Annotated in this window: 13 protein-coding genes; 10 read left to right on the top strand and 3 right to left on the bottom strand. The window is 48.1% G+C overall.

Annotated features, from left to right (window positions below; genetic code table 11):
* Positions 1–544 precede the first annotated feature (544 nt).
* From B2Z67_RS05515 to B2Z67_RS05540, 6 genes are all read left to right on the top strand, one after another.
* Positions 545–1,018, top strand: coding sequence for an arginine repressor (locus B2Z67_RS05515; RefSeq protein ID WP_291528817.1), 474 nt, complete (start codon positions 545–547; stop codon positions 1,016–1,018).
* A gap of 102 nt (positions 1,019–1,120) precedes the next feature.
* On the top strand, positions 1,121–1,678 hold the full coding sequence (locus B2Z67_RS05520; protein WP_291528818.1) for a GNAT family N-acetyltransferase: 558 nt from the start codon (positions 1,121–1,123) through the stop codon (positions 1,676–1,678).
* A 99-nt stretch (positions 1,679–1,777) separates the two neighbouring features.
* Positions 1,778–2,983: an argininosuccinate synthase gene (locus tag B2Z67_RS05525; protein WP_291528819.1), complete on the top strand. Its 1,206-nt coding sequence runs from the start codon at positions 1,778–1,780 to the stop codon at positions 2,981–2,983.
* 107 nt (positions 2,984–3,090) lie between these two features.
* On the top strand, positions 3,091–3,285 hold the full coding sequence (locus B2Z67_RS05530) for a PspC domain-containing protein (RefSeq protein ID WP_291528820.1): 195 nt from the start codon (positions 3,091–3,093) through the stop codon (positions 3,283–3,285).
* Positions 3,286–3,292: 7 nt separating this feature from the next.
* Positions 3,293–4,261, top strand: coding sequence for an N-acetyl-gamma-glutamyl-phosphate reductase (gene argC, locus B2Z67_RS05535; RefSeq protein WP_291528821.1), 969 nt, complete (start codon positions 3,293–3,295; stop codon positions 4,259–4,261).
* Between the two features lie 6 nt (positions 4,262–4,267).
* Complete coding sequence (locus B2Z67_RS05540; RefSeq protein WP_291528822.1) at positions 4,268–5,389, top strand: aspartate aminotransferase family protein; 1,122 nt, start codon at positions 4,268–4,270, stop codon at positions 5,387–5,389.
* Between the two features lie 70 nt (positions 5,390–5,459).
* Here B2Z67_RS05540 and B2Z67_RS05545 read toward each other — a convergent pair whose 3' ends face one another.
* Together B2Z67_RS05545 and B2Z67_RS05550 are read right to left on the bottom strand one after the other, a co-directional pair.
* Positions 5,460–5,801 (bottom strand): hypothetical protein, encoded by a 342-nt coding sequence (locus B2Z67_RS05545; protein ID WP_291528823.1) that lies wholly within the window; start codon positions 5,799–5,801, stop codon positions 5,460–5,462.
* A gap of 90 nt (positions 5,802–5,891) precedes the next feature.
* Positions 5,892–6,128: a hypothetical protein gene (locus B2Z67_RS05550; RefSeq protein ID WP_291528824.1), complete on the bottom strand. Its 237-nt coding sequence runs from the start codon at positions 6,126–6,128 to the stop codon at positions 5,892–5,894.
* 168 nt (positions 6,129–6,296) lie between these two features.
* Here B2Z67_RS05550 and proC point away from each other — a divergent pair, with 168 nt between their 5' ends.
* From proC to B2Z67_RS05565, 3 genes are read left to right on the top strand one after another with little or no spacing between them, the layout of a single operon-like run.
* On the top strand, positions 6,297–7,070 hold the full coding sequence (proC, locus tag B2Z67_RS05555; protein ID WP_291528825.1) for a pyrroline-5-carboxylate reductase: 774 nt from the start codon (positions 6,297–6,299) through the stop codon (positions 7,068–7,070).
* A gap of 33 nt (positions 7,071–7,103) precedes the next feature.
* Positions 7,104–7,658, top strand: coding sequence for a helix-turn-helix domain-containing protein (locus tag B2Z67_RS05560; RefSeq protein WP_291528826.1), 555 nt, complete (start codon positions 7,104–7,106; stop codon positions 7,656–7,658).
* Between the two features lie 15 nt (positions 7,659–7,673).
* Positions 7,674–9,329 carry an AMP-binding protein gene (locus tag B2Z67_RS05565; protein WP_291528827.1) on the top strand — a complete coding sequence of 552 codons (1,656 nt, stop codon included), beginning with the start codon at positions 7,674–7,676 and terminating at the stop codon, positions 9,327–9,329.
* A gap of 228 nt (positions 9,330–9,557) precedes the next feature.
* Here B2Z67_RS05565 and B2Z67_RS05570 read toward each other — a convergent pair whose 3' ends face one another.
* The gene (locus B2Z67_RS05570) at positions 9,558–12,122 is read right to left on the bottom strand and encodes a glycoside hydrolase family 9 protein (RefSeq protein WP_291528828.1); all 2,565 of its coding nucleotides are present in this window, start codon (positions 12,120–12,122) and stop codon (positions 9,558–9,560) included.
* A 539-nt stretch (positions 12,123–12,661) separates the two neighbouring features.
* Between B2Z67_RS05570 and B2Z67_RS05575 the strand changes: the two genes are divergently transcribed.
* Entirely contained in the window at positions 12,662–13,927 is a 1,266-nt protein-coding gene (locus B2Z67_RS05575; protein ID WP_291528829.1) for an AGE family epimerase/isomerase, read from the top strand.
* Position 13,928 lies beyond the last annotated feature (1 nt).

The raw sequence follows: 13,928 nt of genomic DNA on the forward strand, positions 1-13,928 counted from the left end.
AAGTTACTCCTGCTTATAGACTCCTGAATTATGAATAATACAGGCTGATTACTGCCTGCCTGACTACTGCAGGCTAAAGCATGAATTATTCAGGCTAACTCCTGCAGTATGAATAATACAGGCTAAAGAAAAAGAAAAAATTTCTGCTGATGTTACTGCTGTTGTCGTTGATGATGATATTGCCGTCAATCAAACACTAAGGCAATACTTTGAAATGGTGCTTAATCCCACCAAGAGGTAAAAGCCTTCATGGAGCATTGAAATCCGTCTCGTGAGACGGAAAAATTTGTCTCGTGAGACGAAATTATTCATCTCACGAGGCGAAGAAAATCATCTCACGAGACGGATTTTTTCGTCTCATGGGATGGATTTATTCTCAACCTGAGCATTTTTGTGATTTTCTATTGTCTGAACCACGAAGGCAATATCTATCTCTATACCGAAGACCGTTTGGAATAAAAATACTAAAAAGCAGCTCTTTTTGCATGTTATATTCAAAATAATACCTACTTTTGCACCGTTCTAAGAATAATTATACAAAAAGATGAAGAAGAAATCCAATCGGTTAGATGCGATTAAGATGATTATCTCGGGCAAGGACGTTAGTTCGCAAGATGAACTGTTGCACGCCTTGAGTAAAGAAGGTTTTGAGCTGACACAAGCCACCTTATCTCGCGATTTAAAACATTTGAAAGTTGCCAAAGCGGCGAACATGAACGGGAAATACGTATATGTATTGCCCAACAACATCATGTACAAGCGTACGAACGACCAGACTCCCAGTGAAATGCTGATGAACAGCGGCTTCGTCTCCCTGCAATTCTCGGGCAACATTGCCGTTATCCGTACACGACCGGGTTACGCCAGCAGTATGGCTTATGACATTGATAACCGTGAATGTCCGGCTATTCTGGGTACTATTGCCGGAGATGACACCATCATGTTGGTAGTTGACGAAGACGCTTCACCCAATGAAGTACGTGATTTCTTATCTCTGATTATCCCGAACATTAAATAAATAGAGAACGAAAATGGAGAATCCGGATTGCGTTATGTATCATAACCGCAATTGCATAATTATTCTTCACCTTTAAATTACTAAATCAATCAAAAGAAAAAAATGGATACCAAAAAAGTGGATGTGATGGTGGCTGACGCCTCTCACGAAATTTATGTGGATAAGATTTTGGATACCATCAGAGAAGCGGCCAAGGTACGTGGAACGGGCATCGCAGAGCGCACACATGAATATGTGGCGACGAAAATGAAAGAAGGAAAAGCGATTATCGCCTTGTGCGATGACGAATTTGCAGGTTTCACCTACATCGAAAGCTGGGGTAACAAGCAATACGTCGCTACTTCCGGTTTGATTGTGCATCCCGACTTCCGCAGTACAGGACTGGCAAAGCGCATAAAAATGGCATCTTTCCGTCTGGCGCGATTGCGATGGCCTAATGCCAAAGTATTCAGCCTCACCAGCGGAGCCGCCGTCATGAAGATGAATACGGAACTGGGATACGTCCCCGTCACTTTCAATGAACTGACTGACGACGAGGCCTTCTGGAAAGGCTGCGAAGGGTGCATCAATCATGATATACTCGTGGCTAAGGAACGCAAGTTCTGCATTTGCACCGCAATGCTCTACGACCCGGCTCTGCATGAAGATGATAAAATTTAAATAATTGTGAATTTTAAATTATGAATTATGAATTGACATGCGGCATAACAGCGCAGCCAATTCAAAATTCATAATTTACAATTCAAAATTCAAACAACTATGGAACAAAAGAAAAAAGTAGTAGTCGCATTTAGCGGCGGTCTTGATACCTCATTTACGGTAATGTACCTTGCCAAAGAAAAAGGGTACGAAGTGTATGCGGCTTGTGCAAATACCGGCGGCTTCAGCCCCGAACAGCTGAAAACCAACGAAGAGAATGCCTACAAGCTGGGTGCTAAAGCATACGTCACCATCGACGTGACACAGGAATATTATGAGAAGAGTCTGAAATACATGGTGTACGGCAATGTATTGCGCAACGGAACTTATCCTATTTCCGTAAGCTCCGAACGTATATTCCAGGCGCTTGCCATAGCCCGCTACGCAAATGAAATAGGTGCGGACGCCATTGCCCATGGTTCTACCGGTGCAGGCAACGACCAGATTCGTTTCGATATGACGTTCCTCGTATTGGCTCCCGGCGTTGAAATCATCACGCTGACCCGCGACATGGCGCTGACCCGTCAGGAAGAAATAGACTACTTGAACAAGCACGGCTTCTCTGCCGACTTCACCAAGCTGAAGTATTCCTATAACGTAGGTCTGTGGGGCACTTCCATCTGCGGCGGCGAAATTCTGGACTCTGCACAAGGCCTGCCCGAAACTGCTTACCTGAAGCACTGCACCAAAGAAGGCAGCGAGCAACTCCGCCTTACTTTCGAGAAAGGTGAACTGAAAGCCGTAAACGATGAAACGTTTGATGATCCCATCAAGGCCATTCAGAAAGTGGAAGAAATCGGAGCCGCTTACGGTATCGGTCGGGATATGCACATAGGTGATACGATTATCGGAATCAAAGGACGTGTAGGCTTCGAGGCTGCCGCTCCGATGCTGATTATCGGTGCGCACAAGTTCCTTGAGAAATATACGCTGAGCAAATGGCAGCAATACTGGAAAGACCAGGTTGCCAACTGGTACGGCATGTTCTTGCACGAAAGCCAATACCTGGAACCGGTGATGCGTGACATTGAAGCCATGCTGGAGTCTTCGCAACGCAACGTGAACGGTACGGCGATTCTGGAACTTCGCCCGTTAAGCTTCTCTACAGTGGGTATAGAATCAGAAGACGACCTTGTGAAAACCAAGTTCGGCGAATATGGTGAGATGCAGAAAGGCTGGACGGCAGAAGATGCCAAAGGCTTTATCAAGGTAACTTCTACTCCGCTGAGGGTATATTACAACAATCATAAAGACGAAGAAATCTGATTTTGAATTATGAATTATAAATTTTGAATTATGAATGGCTATGCAGCATGATTGCGCAGCCCAATTCATAATTCATAATTTATAATTCAAAATTAATTTATGCAGCTATGGATAATAACAAAAAACTTACGCGCTCGCGTAGCGACAAAATGTTGGCCGGTGTTTGTGGAGGACTGGCTGAATACTTCGGACTCGATTCGTCACTTGTACGTATCGGTTATGTTTTATTGAGCCTGTTTACCGCGTTTGCCGGCGTATTGGTATATATTATAATGTGGCTTATTGTACCGGAAAAAAGATAAGTAGATTATGATTAAAGTAGGAATCATCGGCGGAGCAGGATATACGGCAGGTGAATTGATACGCTTGCTGATTAATCATCCGGAAGCGGAAATCGTATTCATCAACAGCTCAAGCAATGCCGGTAACAAAATCACCGACGTACACGAAGGCTTGTACGGCGAAACAGACCTTGTCTTCACCGACGAGCTGCCTTTAGACGCAATCGACGTGTTATTCTTCTGTACCGCCCACGGTGACACGAAGAAGTTTATAGATAGTCATAACCTCCCGGAAAACCTGAAGATTATCGACCTTTCTATGGACTACCGCATCAAGAGTGACGACCACGAATTCATCTACGGTCTGCCGGAGTTGAACCGCCGCGCCACCTGCAATGCGAAATATGTAGCCAATCCCGGATGCTTTGCCACCTGTATCCAACTGGGCCTGCTGCCTCTTGCCAAACACCTGATGCTGAACGACAACATCATGGTGAACGCCATTACCGGCAGCACCGGTGCAGGCGTAAAGCCGGGTGCTACGAGCCACTTCAGTTGGCGCAACAACAATATGAGCGTTTACAAGGCTTTCGACCATCAACATGTGCCCGAAATCAAACAGTCGCTGGCGCAATTGCAGAACAGTTTCAATTCGGAGATTGATTTCATTCCTTACCGCGGTGACTTTGCGCGCGGTATCTTTGCCACCATTGTAGTGAAAACCAAAGTTGCATTGGATGAAATCCTCCGTATATACGAAGAATATTATGCCAAAGACTCCTTTGTGCATATTGTAGACAAGAATATCGACCTGAAACAAGTAGTGAACACCAACAAGTGCCTCCTCCATTTGGAGAAACACGGCGATAAACTGCTCATCATATCCTGCATAGACAACCTGCTGAAAGGCGCCAGCGGACAGGCGGTACATAATATGAACCTGATGTTTAATTTGGAAGAAACCGTAGGGCTACGGTTGAAACCTTCCGCATTCTGATAGAAAATGAAACTATTCGATGTATATCCTCTCTTTGACATCAACATCGTCAAAGGGAAAGGTTGCCACGTATGGGATGAGAACGGCACGGAGTATCTTGACCTTTACGGCGGCCATGCCGTCATCTCCATCGGCCATGCGCACCCGCATTACGCGGAGATGATAAGCAAACAAGTTGCTACGTTGGGATTCTATTCCAATTCGGTAATCAACAAGTTGCAAGAAGAAGTTGCCGAACGCCTGGGAAAGGTATGCGGTTATGACGATTACTCCTTCTTCCTGATTAACAGCGGCGCCGAAGCGAATGAGAATGCATTGAAACTGGCTTCATTCTACAACGGACGTACGCGCGTTATTTCTTTCAACAAATCATTCCATGGCCGTACTTCGCTTGCGGTAGAGGTAACCGATAATCCGAAAATCATTGCTCCCATCAACGCTTGCAAACACGTAACCTACCTGCCTTTGAACGATACGGAAGCCATGAAGGCTGAATTGGCAAAAGGAGATGTTTGCGCCGTGATTATTGAAGGTATTCAGGGCATAGGTGGTATTCACTTGCCTACGGACGAGTTCATGCATGCCTTGCGCGAAGCCTGTACTGCCCATAATACGGTGCTGATTTTGGATGAAATACAGAGCGGTTACGGACGTAGCGGTAAGTTCTTCGCCCACCAGTACAGCGGTATCAAGGCGGATATCATCACTGTTGCCAAAGGTATCGGCAACGGTTTCCCGTTGGCAGGTATGCTTATCAGTCCGATGTTTCCTGCAATATACGGGCAGTTGGGAACTACTTTCGGCGGTAATCACCTGGCATGTAGTGCAGCGCTTGCCGTACTGGATGTGATAGAGCAGGAAAACCTCATTGAGAATGCCGCCAAAGTAGGCGATTACCTGATGGCGGAACTGGAGAAACTTCCTCAGATAAAGGAAGTCCGCGGACGCGGCCTGATGATTGGCCTTGAGTTTGAAGAGCCGATAAAAGAATTGCGCCAAAGGCTTCTGAAAGAGCAGCATGTATTTACAGGGGTCAGCGGCACAAACGTAATCCGTCTGTTACCGCCCCTCAGCCTCAGCATGGAGGAGGCTGGTGTATTCCTTGAACGTTTCAGGAAAATACTATAAAGAATTTGATAGATACTATAATAAGAAACAACCCTGTCGGTACTTCAAAAGTCCTGCAGGGTTGTTTTTTTTAGTATAAGATACTTTCCAGAATCGATTGTGCCCATTCCGGCACATCATGTCCACCTTCCATAACCCGATTAGCAATACGAGCAGCATTGATCGTGGGTGACGCTGTACAAACAAAAAACAAACGGATAAAAAAACCAGCTTCAATTGCTCTACGGATATAGTCAATCTTATCTTCTATAGATAAAACTGTCTCAAAAATCAGACTTTTACGTTCTACCAAACATTTTTCTCTTAGTTCTTCGCAGTATTTAACTGACTGCATAACAGCCTCTTTTGAGTTCCAGTCTCCAAATTGTTCCTGAGCAATAATATCCGGATTGATATAAACGGAGTCTTCCATCCATTCATGATGGAGTATCTTTGAAGTTATAGACGTTTTACCGAAACCATTAGGACAGCTATTACAATAAGCACTGGTTTATGCACTAAATCAGTCATTACTATTTTTATTACTATTTTTAAATTCCCTGATATTCATCCCCTTACGAGCCTCTGCCTCCCGCTGTACACGAACAGCATCCCTAATTTCCTGAAAGAAAATTCTATGAGCCTCCTCTGACTTCTGCTTTGCTTCTTCTGCAACTTCTTTCATGAGTTGAGCCAACATTTCATCCGTAGGTTCCTCCATACTGGTCAGACGATAAGAATTCATTTCATTTTCAGACATAATCATAATATATTTGGTCGAACAAATATAATCATTCTACATGATATATAACAAAATCAAGTTACCTTTTTGTGCACCAACCCATAAAAAACATTCATATTTGTTCCTTATATAGACGAAAAAATATCTACCTTTGCTTTTCAATAACCCTTCTAATAACAAAATGATATGAAGATAGCAATTATCGGAGCAGGGAACATGGGTGGTTCCATTGCTCGCGGATTAGCAAAGGGAAGCATTGTCTCTGCTGCGGATATCACTGTGGCAGATCCTTCGAATGAAAGACTGGGTGAGTTACTCAAAGAATTCCCTGCCATACAAACTACTACAGTCAACCAAAATGCAGTTACAAACGCCGACTTAATTCTCTTCGCAGTGAAACCCTGGCTCATGAAGCAAGTGGTGCGCGAACTGAAATTGAAAAGCAAGCAAATACTCGTCTCCATCGCAGCCGGAATAGCCTTCGAAGAACTGGCACACTATGTTGCCGAACCGGAAATGACCATGTTCCGCCTTGTACCGAATACCGCCATCAGCGAACTTGCCAGCATGACCCTCATCGCCAGCCGGAACGCCACTCCTGGGCAGGAGCAACTGCTGGTGGATATCTTCAACGAGATGGGACTCTCCATGCTGGTTCCCGAAGAAAAGATAGCAGCCACTACCGCCCTCACTTCCTGCGGCATCGCTTACGTATTAAAATACATTCAGGCAGCCATGCAAGCCGGTATCGAAATGGGCATATACCCCAAAGATGCCATGAAGATGGTGGCGCAATCCGTGAAGGGAGCTGCCGAACTGATACTGAACAACGACACGCACCCCAGTGTGGAAATTGATAAAGTATGCACCCCGGGCGGCATCACCATCAAAGGCATTAATGAACTGGAACACAGTGGATACACCTCCGCTATTATCCATGCAATGAAGGCGAGCAAATAGCAAAATTATTATTAACGAAATAAAAACAATTACATGGACGAACAGATTAAACAAATTGCAGAACGTCTTCGCGGTCTACGCGATGTGCTGGAACTGACATCCGAGGACATTGCACGCGAATGTGATGTCTCTGCCGAAGAATATCGTCTTGCCGAGTCGGGAGAATATGATATTTCCGTGAGTATGCTGCAAAGAATCGCCCGCAGATATGGAGTGGCGCTTGATGCGTTGATGTTTGGCGAAGAGCCTAAAATGAGTACCTACTTCCTGACCCGCGCCGGTAAGGGAACGAGCATTGAGCGTACCAAAGCCTACAAATACCAGTCGCTTGCCGCAGGTTTCATCAATCGCAATGCCGACCCGTTTATCGTGACCGTTGAGCCTAAGCCCGACAGCGAACCGATACATTACAACAGCCACAACGGACAGGAGTTCAACCTCGTCCTCGAAGGCCGTATGATGGTTAGCATCGACGGAAAGGAACTCATACTCAACGAAGGAGACAGCCTGTACTTCAACTCCAAACTGCCCCACGGCATGAAAGCGTTGGACGGAAAAACAGTACGTTTCCTGGCAATTATCATGTAATTACTAAGAAGAATTATGGTAGAAAGATTCTTATCGCAAACCTCTTTCACATCGCAAGAGGACTTTAATAAAAACCTGAAGATAAATGTACCGGAGAACTTCAACTTCGGTTACGATGTAGTAGACGTCTGGGCTACTGAACAACCCGACAAACGCGCTTTGCTGTGGACAAATGACCAGGGCGACTTCCGCCAGTACTCATTCGCCGATATGAAATATTATTCGGACAAGACCGCCGCGTACTTCCAGAGCCTCGGCATAGGCCGCGGAGATATGGTGATGCTAATCCTGAAACGCCGTTTCGAGTTCTGGTTCAGCGTCATTGCCCTGCACAAACTGGGCGCTGTGGTTATTCCCGCCACACATTTGCTGACGAAGAAAGACATTACGTATCGTTGCAACGCAGCAGATATAAAGATGATTGTCTGTGCAGGCGAGCCGGTGATAACCGACCATATTGTTGCCGCCATGCCGGATTCGCCCACCGTGAAGACGCTTGTCAGCATAGGCCCCGACATCCCCGAAGGGTTTGGAGACTTCCACAAAGGTATTGAAAACGCCGCTCCTTTCATAAGACCGGAACTTGCAAATACAAATGAAGACATCTCCCTGATGTACTTCACCAGCGGAACCACCGGCGAACCCAAGATGGTTGCCCACGACTTCACCTATCCGTTGGGGCACATCGTTACCGCCAGCCTTTGGCACAACCTGACGGAAGACAGTCTGCACCTCACCATTGCCGACACCGGTTGGGGAAAGGCGGTGTGGGGCAAACTGTACGGACAGTGGATTGCCGGAGCAAACATATTTGTGTACGACCATGAGAAGTTTACGCCCGCCGCCATCCTGGAAAAGATACAGGATTTCCGCGTCACTTCCCTCTGTGCGCCGCCCACTATCTTCCGCTTCCTTATCCACGAAGACCTGACGAAGTATAACTTATCGTCCCTGAAGTATTGCACCATCGCAGGCGAGGCGCTGAACCCTGCCGTATTCGAGACTTTCAAGAAGCTGACGGGCATCAAACTGATGGAGGGCTTCGGACAAACCGAAACTACGCTCATTATCGCCACCATGCCCTGGATGGAGCCGAAGCCGGGCAGTATGGGATTGCCCAATCCGCAATTTGATGTAGACCTGATAGACAACGACGGTCGTTCGGTGGAAGCCGGAGAGCAAGGACAAATTGTGATTCGCACGGACAAGCGCAAGCCGTTGGGATTGTTCAAAGAGTATTACCGTGATGCGGAACGTACGTACGAAGCCTGGAACAACGACATCTATTACACCGGAGACGTTGCCTGGAAGGACGAAGACGGTTACCTTTGGTTCGTGGGGCGTGCCGATGATGTTATCAAGAGTTCCGGTTACCGCATCGGCCCGTTCGAGGTGGAAAGCGCCTTGATGACGCATGATGCCGTGATAGAGTGCGCCATTACCGGTGTGCCCGATGAAATCCGCGGTCAGGTGGTGAAGGCTACTATTGTGCTGGCGAAAGAATATAAGGACCAAGCCGGCGAAGTGCTTGCCAAGGAATTGCAGGAGCATGTGAAGAAGGTGACGGCGCCTTATAAATATCCGCGTGTGATAGAGTTTGTAGATGAGCTGCCGAAGACTATCAGCGGGAAGATTCGCCGGGTTGAAATCCGGAAGAATGATACGAAGTAAAAGAGGGATTGTTTTAAGAAAAAAGAACACGAATACAATACCTGTATTTCTGTTCATAAATCAGTCGTATAGTGAGCCCTATTCACTATACGACTGAATAGGGTTCAGTCGTATACTGATTGTACCCCCTCTCAGAAGGTGCTCTGGAGGGGGTAAAAGGGGTTTCGGATAAGGTTTTGAACAAGTATGGAATGCAGTGAATCATCTTGACAAAAAGTTACATCCTCCTCACTTCAGCAACTCTTGTGCCGCAAGCACCAGGAACATGTAGTGCGAAGAACCTCCCCCCATCACATACTCAGTCTGCTGCCACAAGAACGGGAACGTCAACAGCTCCGGAAAGTCTGGACGAATAAGCGCAGTGCCAGATATCACCCCACCGGGAATATACGACCAGTCCGCACGATTCAACCCATAGCCCACCGTAGCCGACTCTGCGCCTACGCCCGAAGCGAACGAAGCCTGGTTAGACCCCGGATGACATCCCAGAACAAAGTTGAGCGCGCTGAATACCGGTGCGCCTGAGAATATCTCCGGATAAGCCGTCGTCAGGAAGTAGTACTCGAAACCAAAGCGCTGTATATCCCAGCCTGCACCCCAGATGTGCGGACGGTAAGGAATGCCGTACGGAGTATCCTGCGTTTGCTTCACCACTTCCTTTTCGTATTCAACCAGCGCCTTGCGGAAAGCAGCGGAGAATGCCTTCGCCTTCTTGTTCTTCATCTGCGCAAACAGTTTCTCCACGCGTGCCGTGTACCACCCCGTTTGTCCTATCCGGCTGATGATAACTTCCCGGTTCTCAAGCAAAAAATCCATATACGCCTGTTCGCCCGTAGTGAGATACAACTCTACGGCAGCCTGTATTTTGGGGAACAAAGCCCAGTTCCGCCTCTGGTTTCCTCTGCTGTTAGTGTTGCTGACGTTCGCACCGACGGTAGCGTAAATCTCGCGGGCAATGTTGAGGCAATGTACGCTGAGCGTGTCGTTCATACCTTTCAGCACACGCGACACGGCAGCCAGTTGGGCGGCGGTCGAGAGTTCGCGCGCCGGATTGTCCTCGGTGAAAATCCAACGGTCGTCCTCGTTGCCGGTTATCCCGTCCGTCATGGCGGCGGCATCGCCCAGAAGTACGTACTGGCGCAGGTCGTTGCAGATGATACCCCTGTACAAACGTCCCAGTGCCAGGTAGCCGCTCACTACGCTGAGGGCGCCGTTCTCCACTTGTTGCAACAAGTCGTTTTTGCCGTCTGCCTGGTGGATTTCCGTTACGCGGTTTATCTGGTCGATGGAAGTCACGTCAAGGTCCGGGCGGAAGGCTTCGTACGTCAGCGCCAGAATATACGACTCTCCGGCTTGCGATTCAATGCGAAGGTCGAAGTCACCCGCATCGTGCCAGCCGCCTATGTTTACTCCCGGAACTATGTCGCCCGGTTTGAACTTGGACAAACCTTCCTTCTGGTCGTAACCGTCGATATGATTGTTCGAGGGTGCCATCCGCGCATCGTCCATGTGGCAGAGGTCGTGCCATACGCGGTACTTCTCGTTCACCCGCATGTGGCACATCTGCACCGGCAGGAAGTATTCGAGAACGGGTTGCCACACGCCTCTTGCGTACACATCATTGTCAATGCGGAAGATGGGGGACACGGATTCTCCGTACTTTATCTTGTAAAGGCCGGATTCGCGTACGTCGGTGAAGTTGACCTTCCGGTAGTTGTACCTCAGGAACTTACCCCATGCTTCGGGGCTGACGGTCTTGACAACGCTTTCCCGGTCTGCATCAATGCGGATAATCTGCGCCGTTTCCTGTCGGTCGTCGCGCACGTCCATTTCGATGATGGCTTCCTTGTCCTGTGCCGGGTGGTAGCCTATCTGGGAGGTTTGTACAACGGGTGGATAAATCCAGTCGGACACCACGTTCGGGGTGATAATCCACTTCACCGCATCTTTCGTAACGCCCGGCCGGATGTTGCTGCGGAGTACAAACCAGCCGTTGTTATGGTTCATGCGTCCGTCAAACAGTTGCAGGTCGTCGTTCAATGATTCGATGGTTAGTTTGCTGTAAGGGTCGTCGGGGCGTGAGGTGAATTTGCGACCTGTGGCGTAAGGCTCGCTGATGATGTCGTCCGCCACAATGGGGCTGTATCCTTTGCCTATCAACCGGTTGATGTCCGCCAGCGAACGGTTTGCCTGGTGAAAGTCTCCGGTGTGCAGGTGGTTGGGCTTGGTGGTCATCAGCGGGGAGTTGGGCTGCTGCGGGTAGATGCCGCTTTGTTTGTCCATTATCCAGGGCTTGCCGAACAGTGAGCCGGGGAAGAATTCGAGGTTGAAGCCCACTTTCCCGATAAACTCCCGGGGAATGGGGCGGTCGAGGTCTACGGTAACTTCGATGCTGTTTCCTTTTGCTTCTACCTTTACGGTATAATGAAAGTTAAGATCCGGGTAAATCATCGGGTTAAAGCCAGTGAGGTGGCGCGACGAGTCGGGGTAACAGAGTGAGGCGGTGATGCTGTTGTCGCCCAGTTCCCGTTTGAGTTGTTTCGGCACGGGCTGCCACTGTCCCGGTGTAGCTTCCAGGCGAATATCTCCGTTGGTGGCTATGCGGTGTCCGTTCATGATGACGCATACTCCCCCCTGGTGTCCTTCGGGGTAGATGTCGTCAAAGGCCATTACGTCGATTCCTTGGTTTTTGAAGTAACCGGCGGAGGTGAGTTGAAACTCCTGCGCATACGATGCATTGCTGCAGAAGAGCAGGGCGCAGGCTGATGCAAATAGAAAAATTCTTTTTCTCATGGTACCTTATTTTTAGAGTTAAGTAAATGTTCATAAGTAATGCGAATCAGGAGTTAGAGGAATTAAAGGAGTTATCAGCCCTCAAGCGGGCTTAGGAGTTAAAGCCGATACTCCCTTAATGCTTAATTCTGTATATCAGTAACCAGACTATCGGCTTTAACTCCCATAACTACTGAGCGAAGAGATAACTACTTTAACTACTGATTCACAAAAGAGAATGAAGGAACAGGTTACAAATCTACTTAAAATTCGCAAGGTGCAGATAGCCCGGAGGAATCTTTAGGGGGATGTAATCTTTCCGGTAACGTCCTGATTTGTTTTCTCTGCCGGAGGAAATCAAATGATTCCTCTTTCCGATACAATTAATGCCCTAAATAACGGGGGCATTGTAATTGTTGAATTGTGAATCTAATTAACTTTGCGGATGCTGACGAGTCGGTGTTTAGGTGAGAGTGACCCACTGGGGCGGGTGAGAGTGATTCACGGAAATGGGTGAGGGTGACTCCCTCCTGATTTTGATATAATTTTGATTAATACTTATGAAACATTATTTTCTTATTTCCCTGCTTATTCTAATCCAATCATGGATTTCTCTTCCTACAAAGGCTCAACCGGATGCCGTCAGGACATTGCATGACGAGATTACCGCAGACCTGAAAGACAACATCCTCCCCTTCTGGGAGAAACACAGCATAGACCCCTCCGGAGGTTTCTACGGAACCCTCATGCGCGACGGAACCCCAATAGCCGATGCCCCCAAAGGCGGAGTCTTGAACGCACGTATCCTCTGGACTTTCTCGGCCGCCTACCGCATCTGCGGAGACACCATCTACCGCAACCTCGCAGACAGAGCGCAACGCTATTTCATCGACCATTTCATCGACCCCCAATACGGCGGCGTCTACTGGCAGATAAAAGCAGACGGCACCCCCTTGAATACCGACAAACAAACCTACGGCTGCACCTACGCCATTTACGGACTTGCCGAACACTTCCGGGCAACCGGTAACATCGAGAGCCTGCAAAAAGCCATCGACATTTACCGTACCATGGAAAACAAAATAAAAGACCCGCTCAGAGACGGTTATATCGAATCCTTCAACCGCACATGGGGAACTCCGGAAAAGCTGGGATACGACGGAGACGGCACTGCCACCAAAACCATGAATACCCACATACATGTGCTCGAAGCATACACCTTATTGTATAAAGTGTGGCGCGACAGCACCCTGCGCCAACGTCTTGCCAAAGTAATAGACCTGCTCACCACCAAACTATACAACCCGCAGACGCACCACCTGATACTGTTCTGTGACTCCGATTGGAAAAACCTGGATGACATCGACTCCTACGGGCATGATATCGAAACATCCTGGTTGCTGACGGAAGCCGCAGAGGCGTTGGGCGATGCTTCAGTCATAGATAAATGCAGGAAAATCTCCTTAGAACTGGTGGATGCCGCCCTGCAGGAAGGCATCAACCCGACGGGATACATGATGTACGAAAGAAACAAAGACAGAATCCGCAGAGACGCTTCCTGGTGGTGTCAGGCGGAAACAGTAGTTGGATGCATGAATGCATGGCGACTGACCGGGAAGCAGTCTTATCTGGATAGCGCCATCCGCACCTGGGAGTTTATCAAGTTGCGAATGATAGACAGGGAGCATGGCGAATGGTACCGGACGGTATTGGAGGACGGCACTCCCCGCCGCCGTGAACCTAAGGCGAGCTTGTGGAACTGCCCTTACCACAACAGCCGTATGGGATTTGAAATTACAGGTTTTTTAAATGAAATAAATGAGTAGT

It is taken from the genome of Bacteroides sp. UBA939 (assembly GCF_002293435.1).
GTDB lineage: Bacteria > Bacteroidota > Bacteroidia > Bacteroidales > Bacteroidaceae > Bacteroides.

Bases quoted from the DNA above. Each gene is read 5' to 3' on its own strand.
- B2Z67_RS05515 (WP_291528817.1), top strand. From the start codon at position 545: ATGAAGAAGAAATCCAATCGGTTAGATGCGATTAAGATGATTATCTCG.
- B2Z67_RS05520 (WP_291528818.1), top strand. From the start codon at position 1,121: ATGGATACCAAAAAAGTGGATGTGATGGTGGCTGACGCCTCTCACGAA.
- B2Z67_RS05525 (WP_291528819.1), top strand. From the start codon at position 1,778: ATGGAACAAAAGAAAAAAGTAGTAGTCGCATTTAGCGGCGGTCTTGAT.
- B2Z67_RS05530 (WP_291528820.1), top strand. From the start codon at position 3,091: ATGGATAATAACAAAAAACTTACGCGCTCGCGTAGCGACAAAATGTTG.
- argC (WP_291528821.1), top strand. From the start codon at position 3,293: ATGATTAAAGTAGGAATCATCGGCGGAGCAGGATATACGGCAGGTGAA.
- B2Z67_RS05540 (WP_291528822.1), top strand. From the start codon at position 4,268: ATGAAACTATTCGATGTATATCCTCTCTTTGACATCAACATCGTCAAA.
- B2Z67_RS05545 (WP_291528823.1), bottom strand. From the start codon at position 5,801: ATGGAAGACTCCGTTTATATCAATCCGGATATTATTGCTCAGGAACAA.
- B2Z67_RS05550 (WP_291528824.1), bottom strand. From the start codon at position 6,128: ATGTCTGAAAATGAAATGAATTCTTATCGTCTGACCAGTATGGAGGAA.
- proC (WP_291528825.1), top strand. From the start codon at position 6,297: ATGAAGATAGCAATTATCGGAGCAGGGAACATGGGTGGTTCCATTGCT.
- B2Z67_RS05560 (WP_291528826.1), top strand. From the start codon at position 7,104: ATGGACGAACAGATTAAACAAATTGCAGAACGTCTTCGCGGTCTACGC.
- B2Z67_RS05565 (WP_291528827.1), top strand. From the start codon at position 7,674: ATGGTAGAAAGATTCTTATCGCAAACCTCTTTCACATCGCAAGAGGAC.
- B2Z67_RS05570 (WP_291528828.1), bottom strand. From the start codon at position 12,122: ATGAGAAAAAGAATTTTTCTATTTGCATCAGCCTGCGCCCTGCTCTTC.
- B2Z67_RS05575 (WP_291528829.1), top strand. From the start codon at position 12,662: ATGAAACATTATTTTCTTATTTCCCTGCTTATTCTAATCCAATCATGG.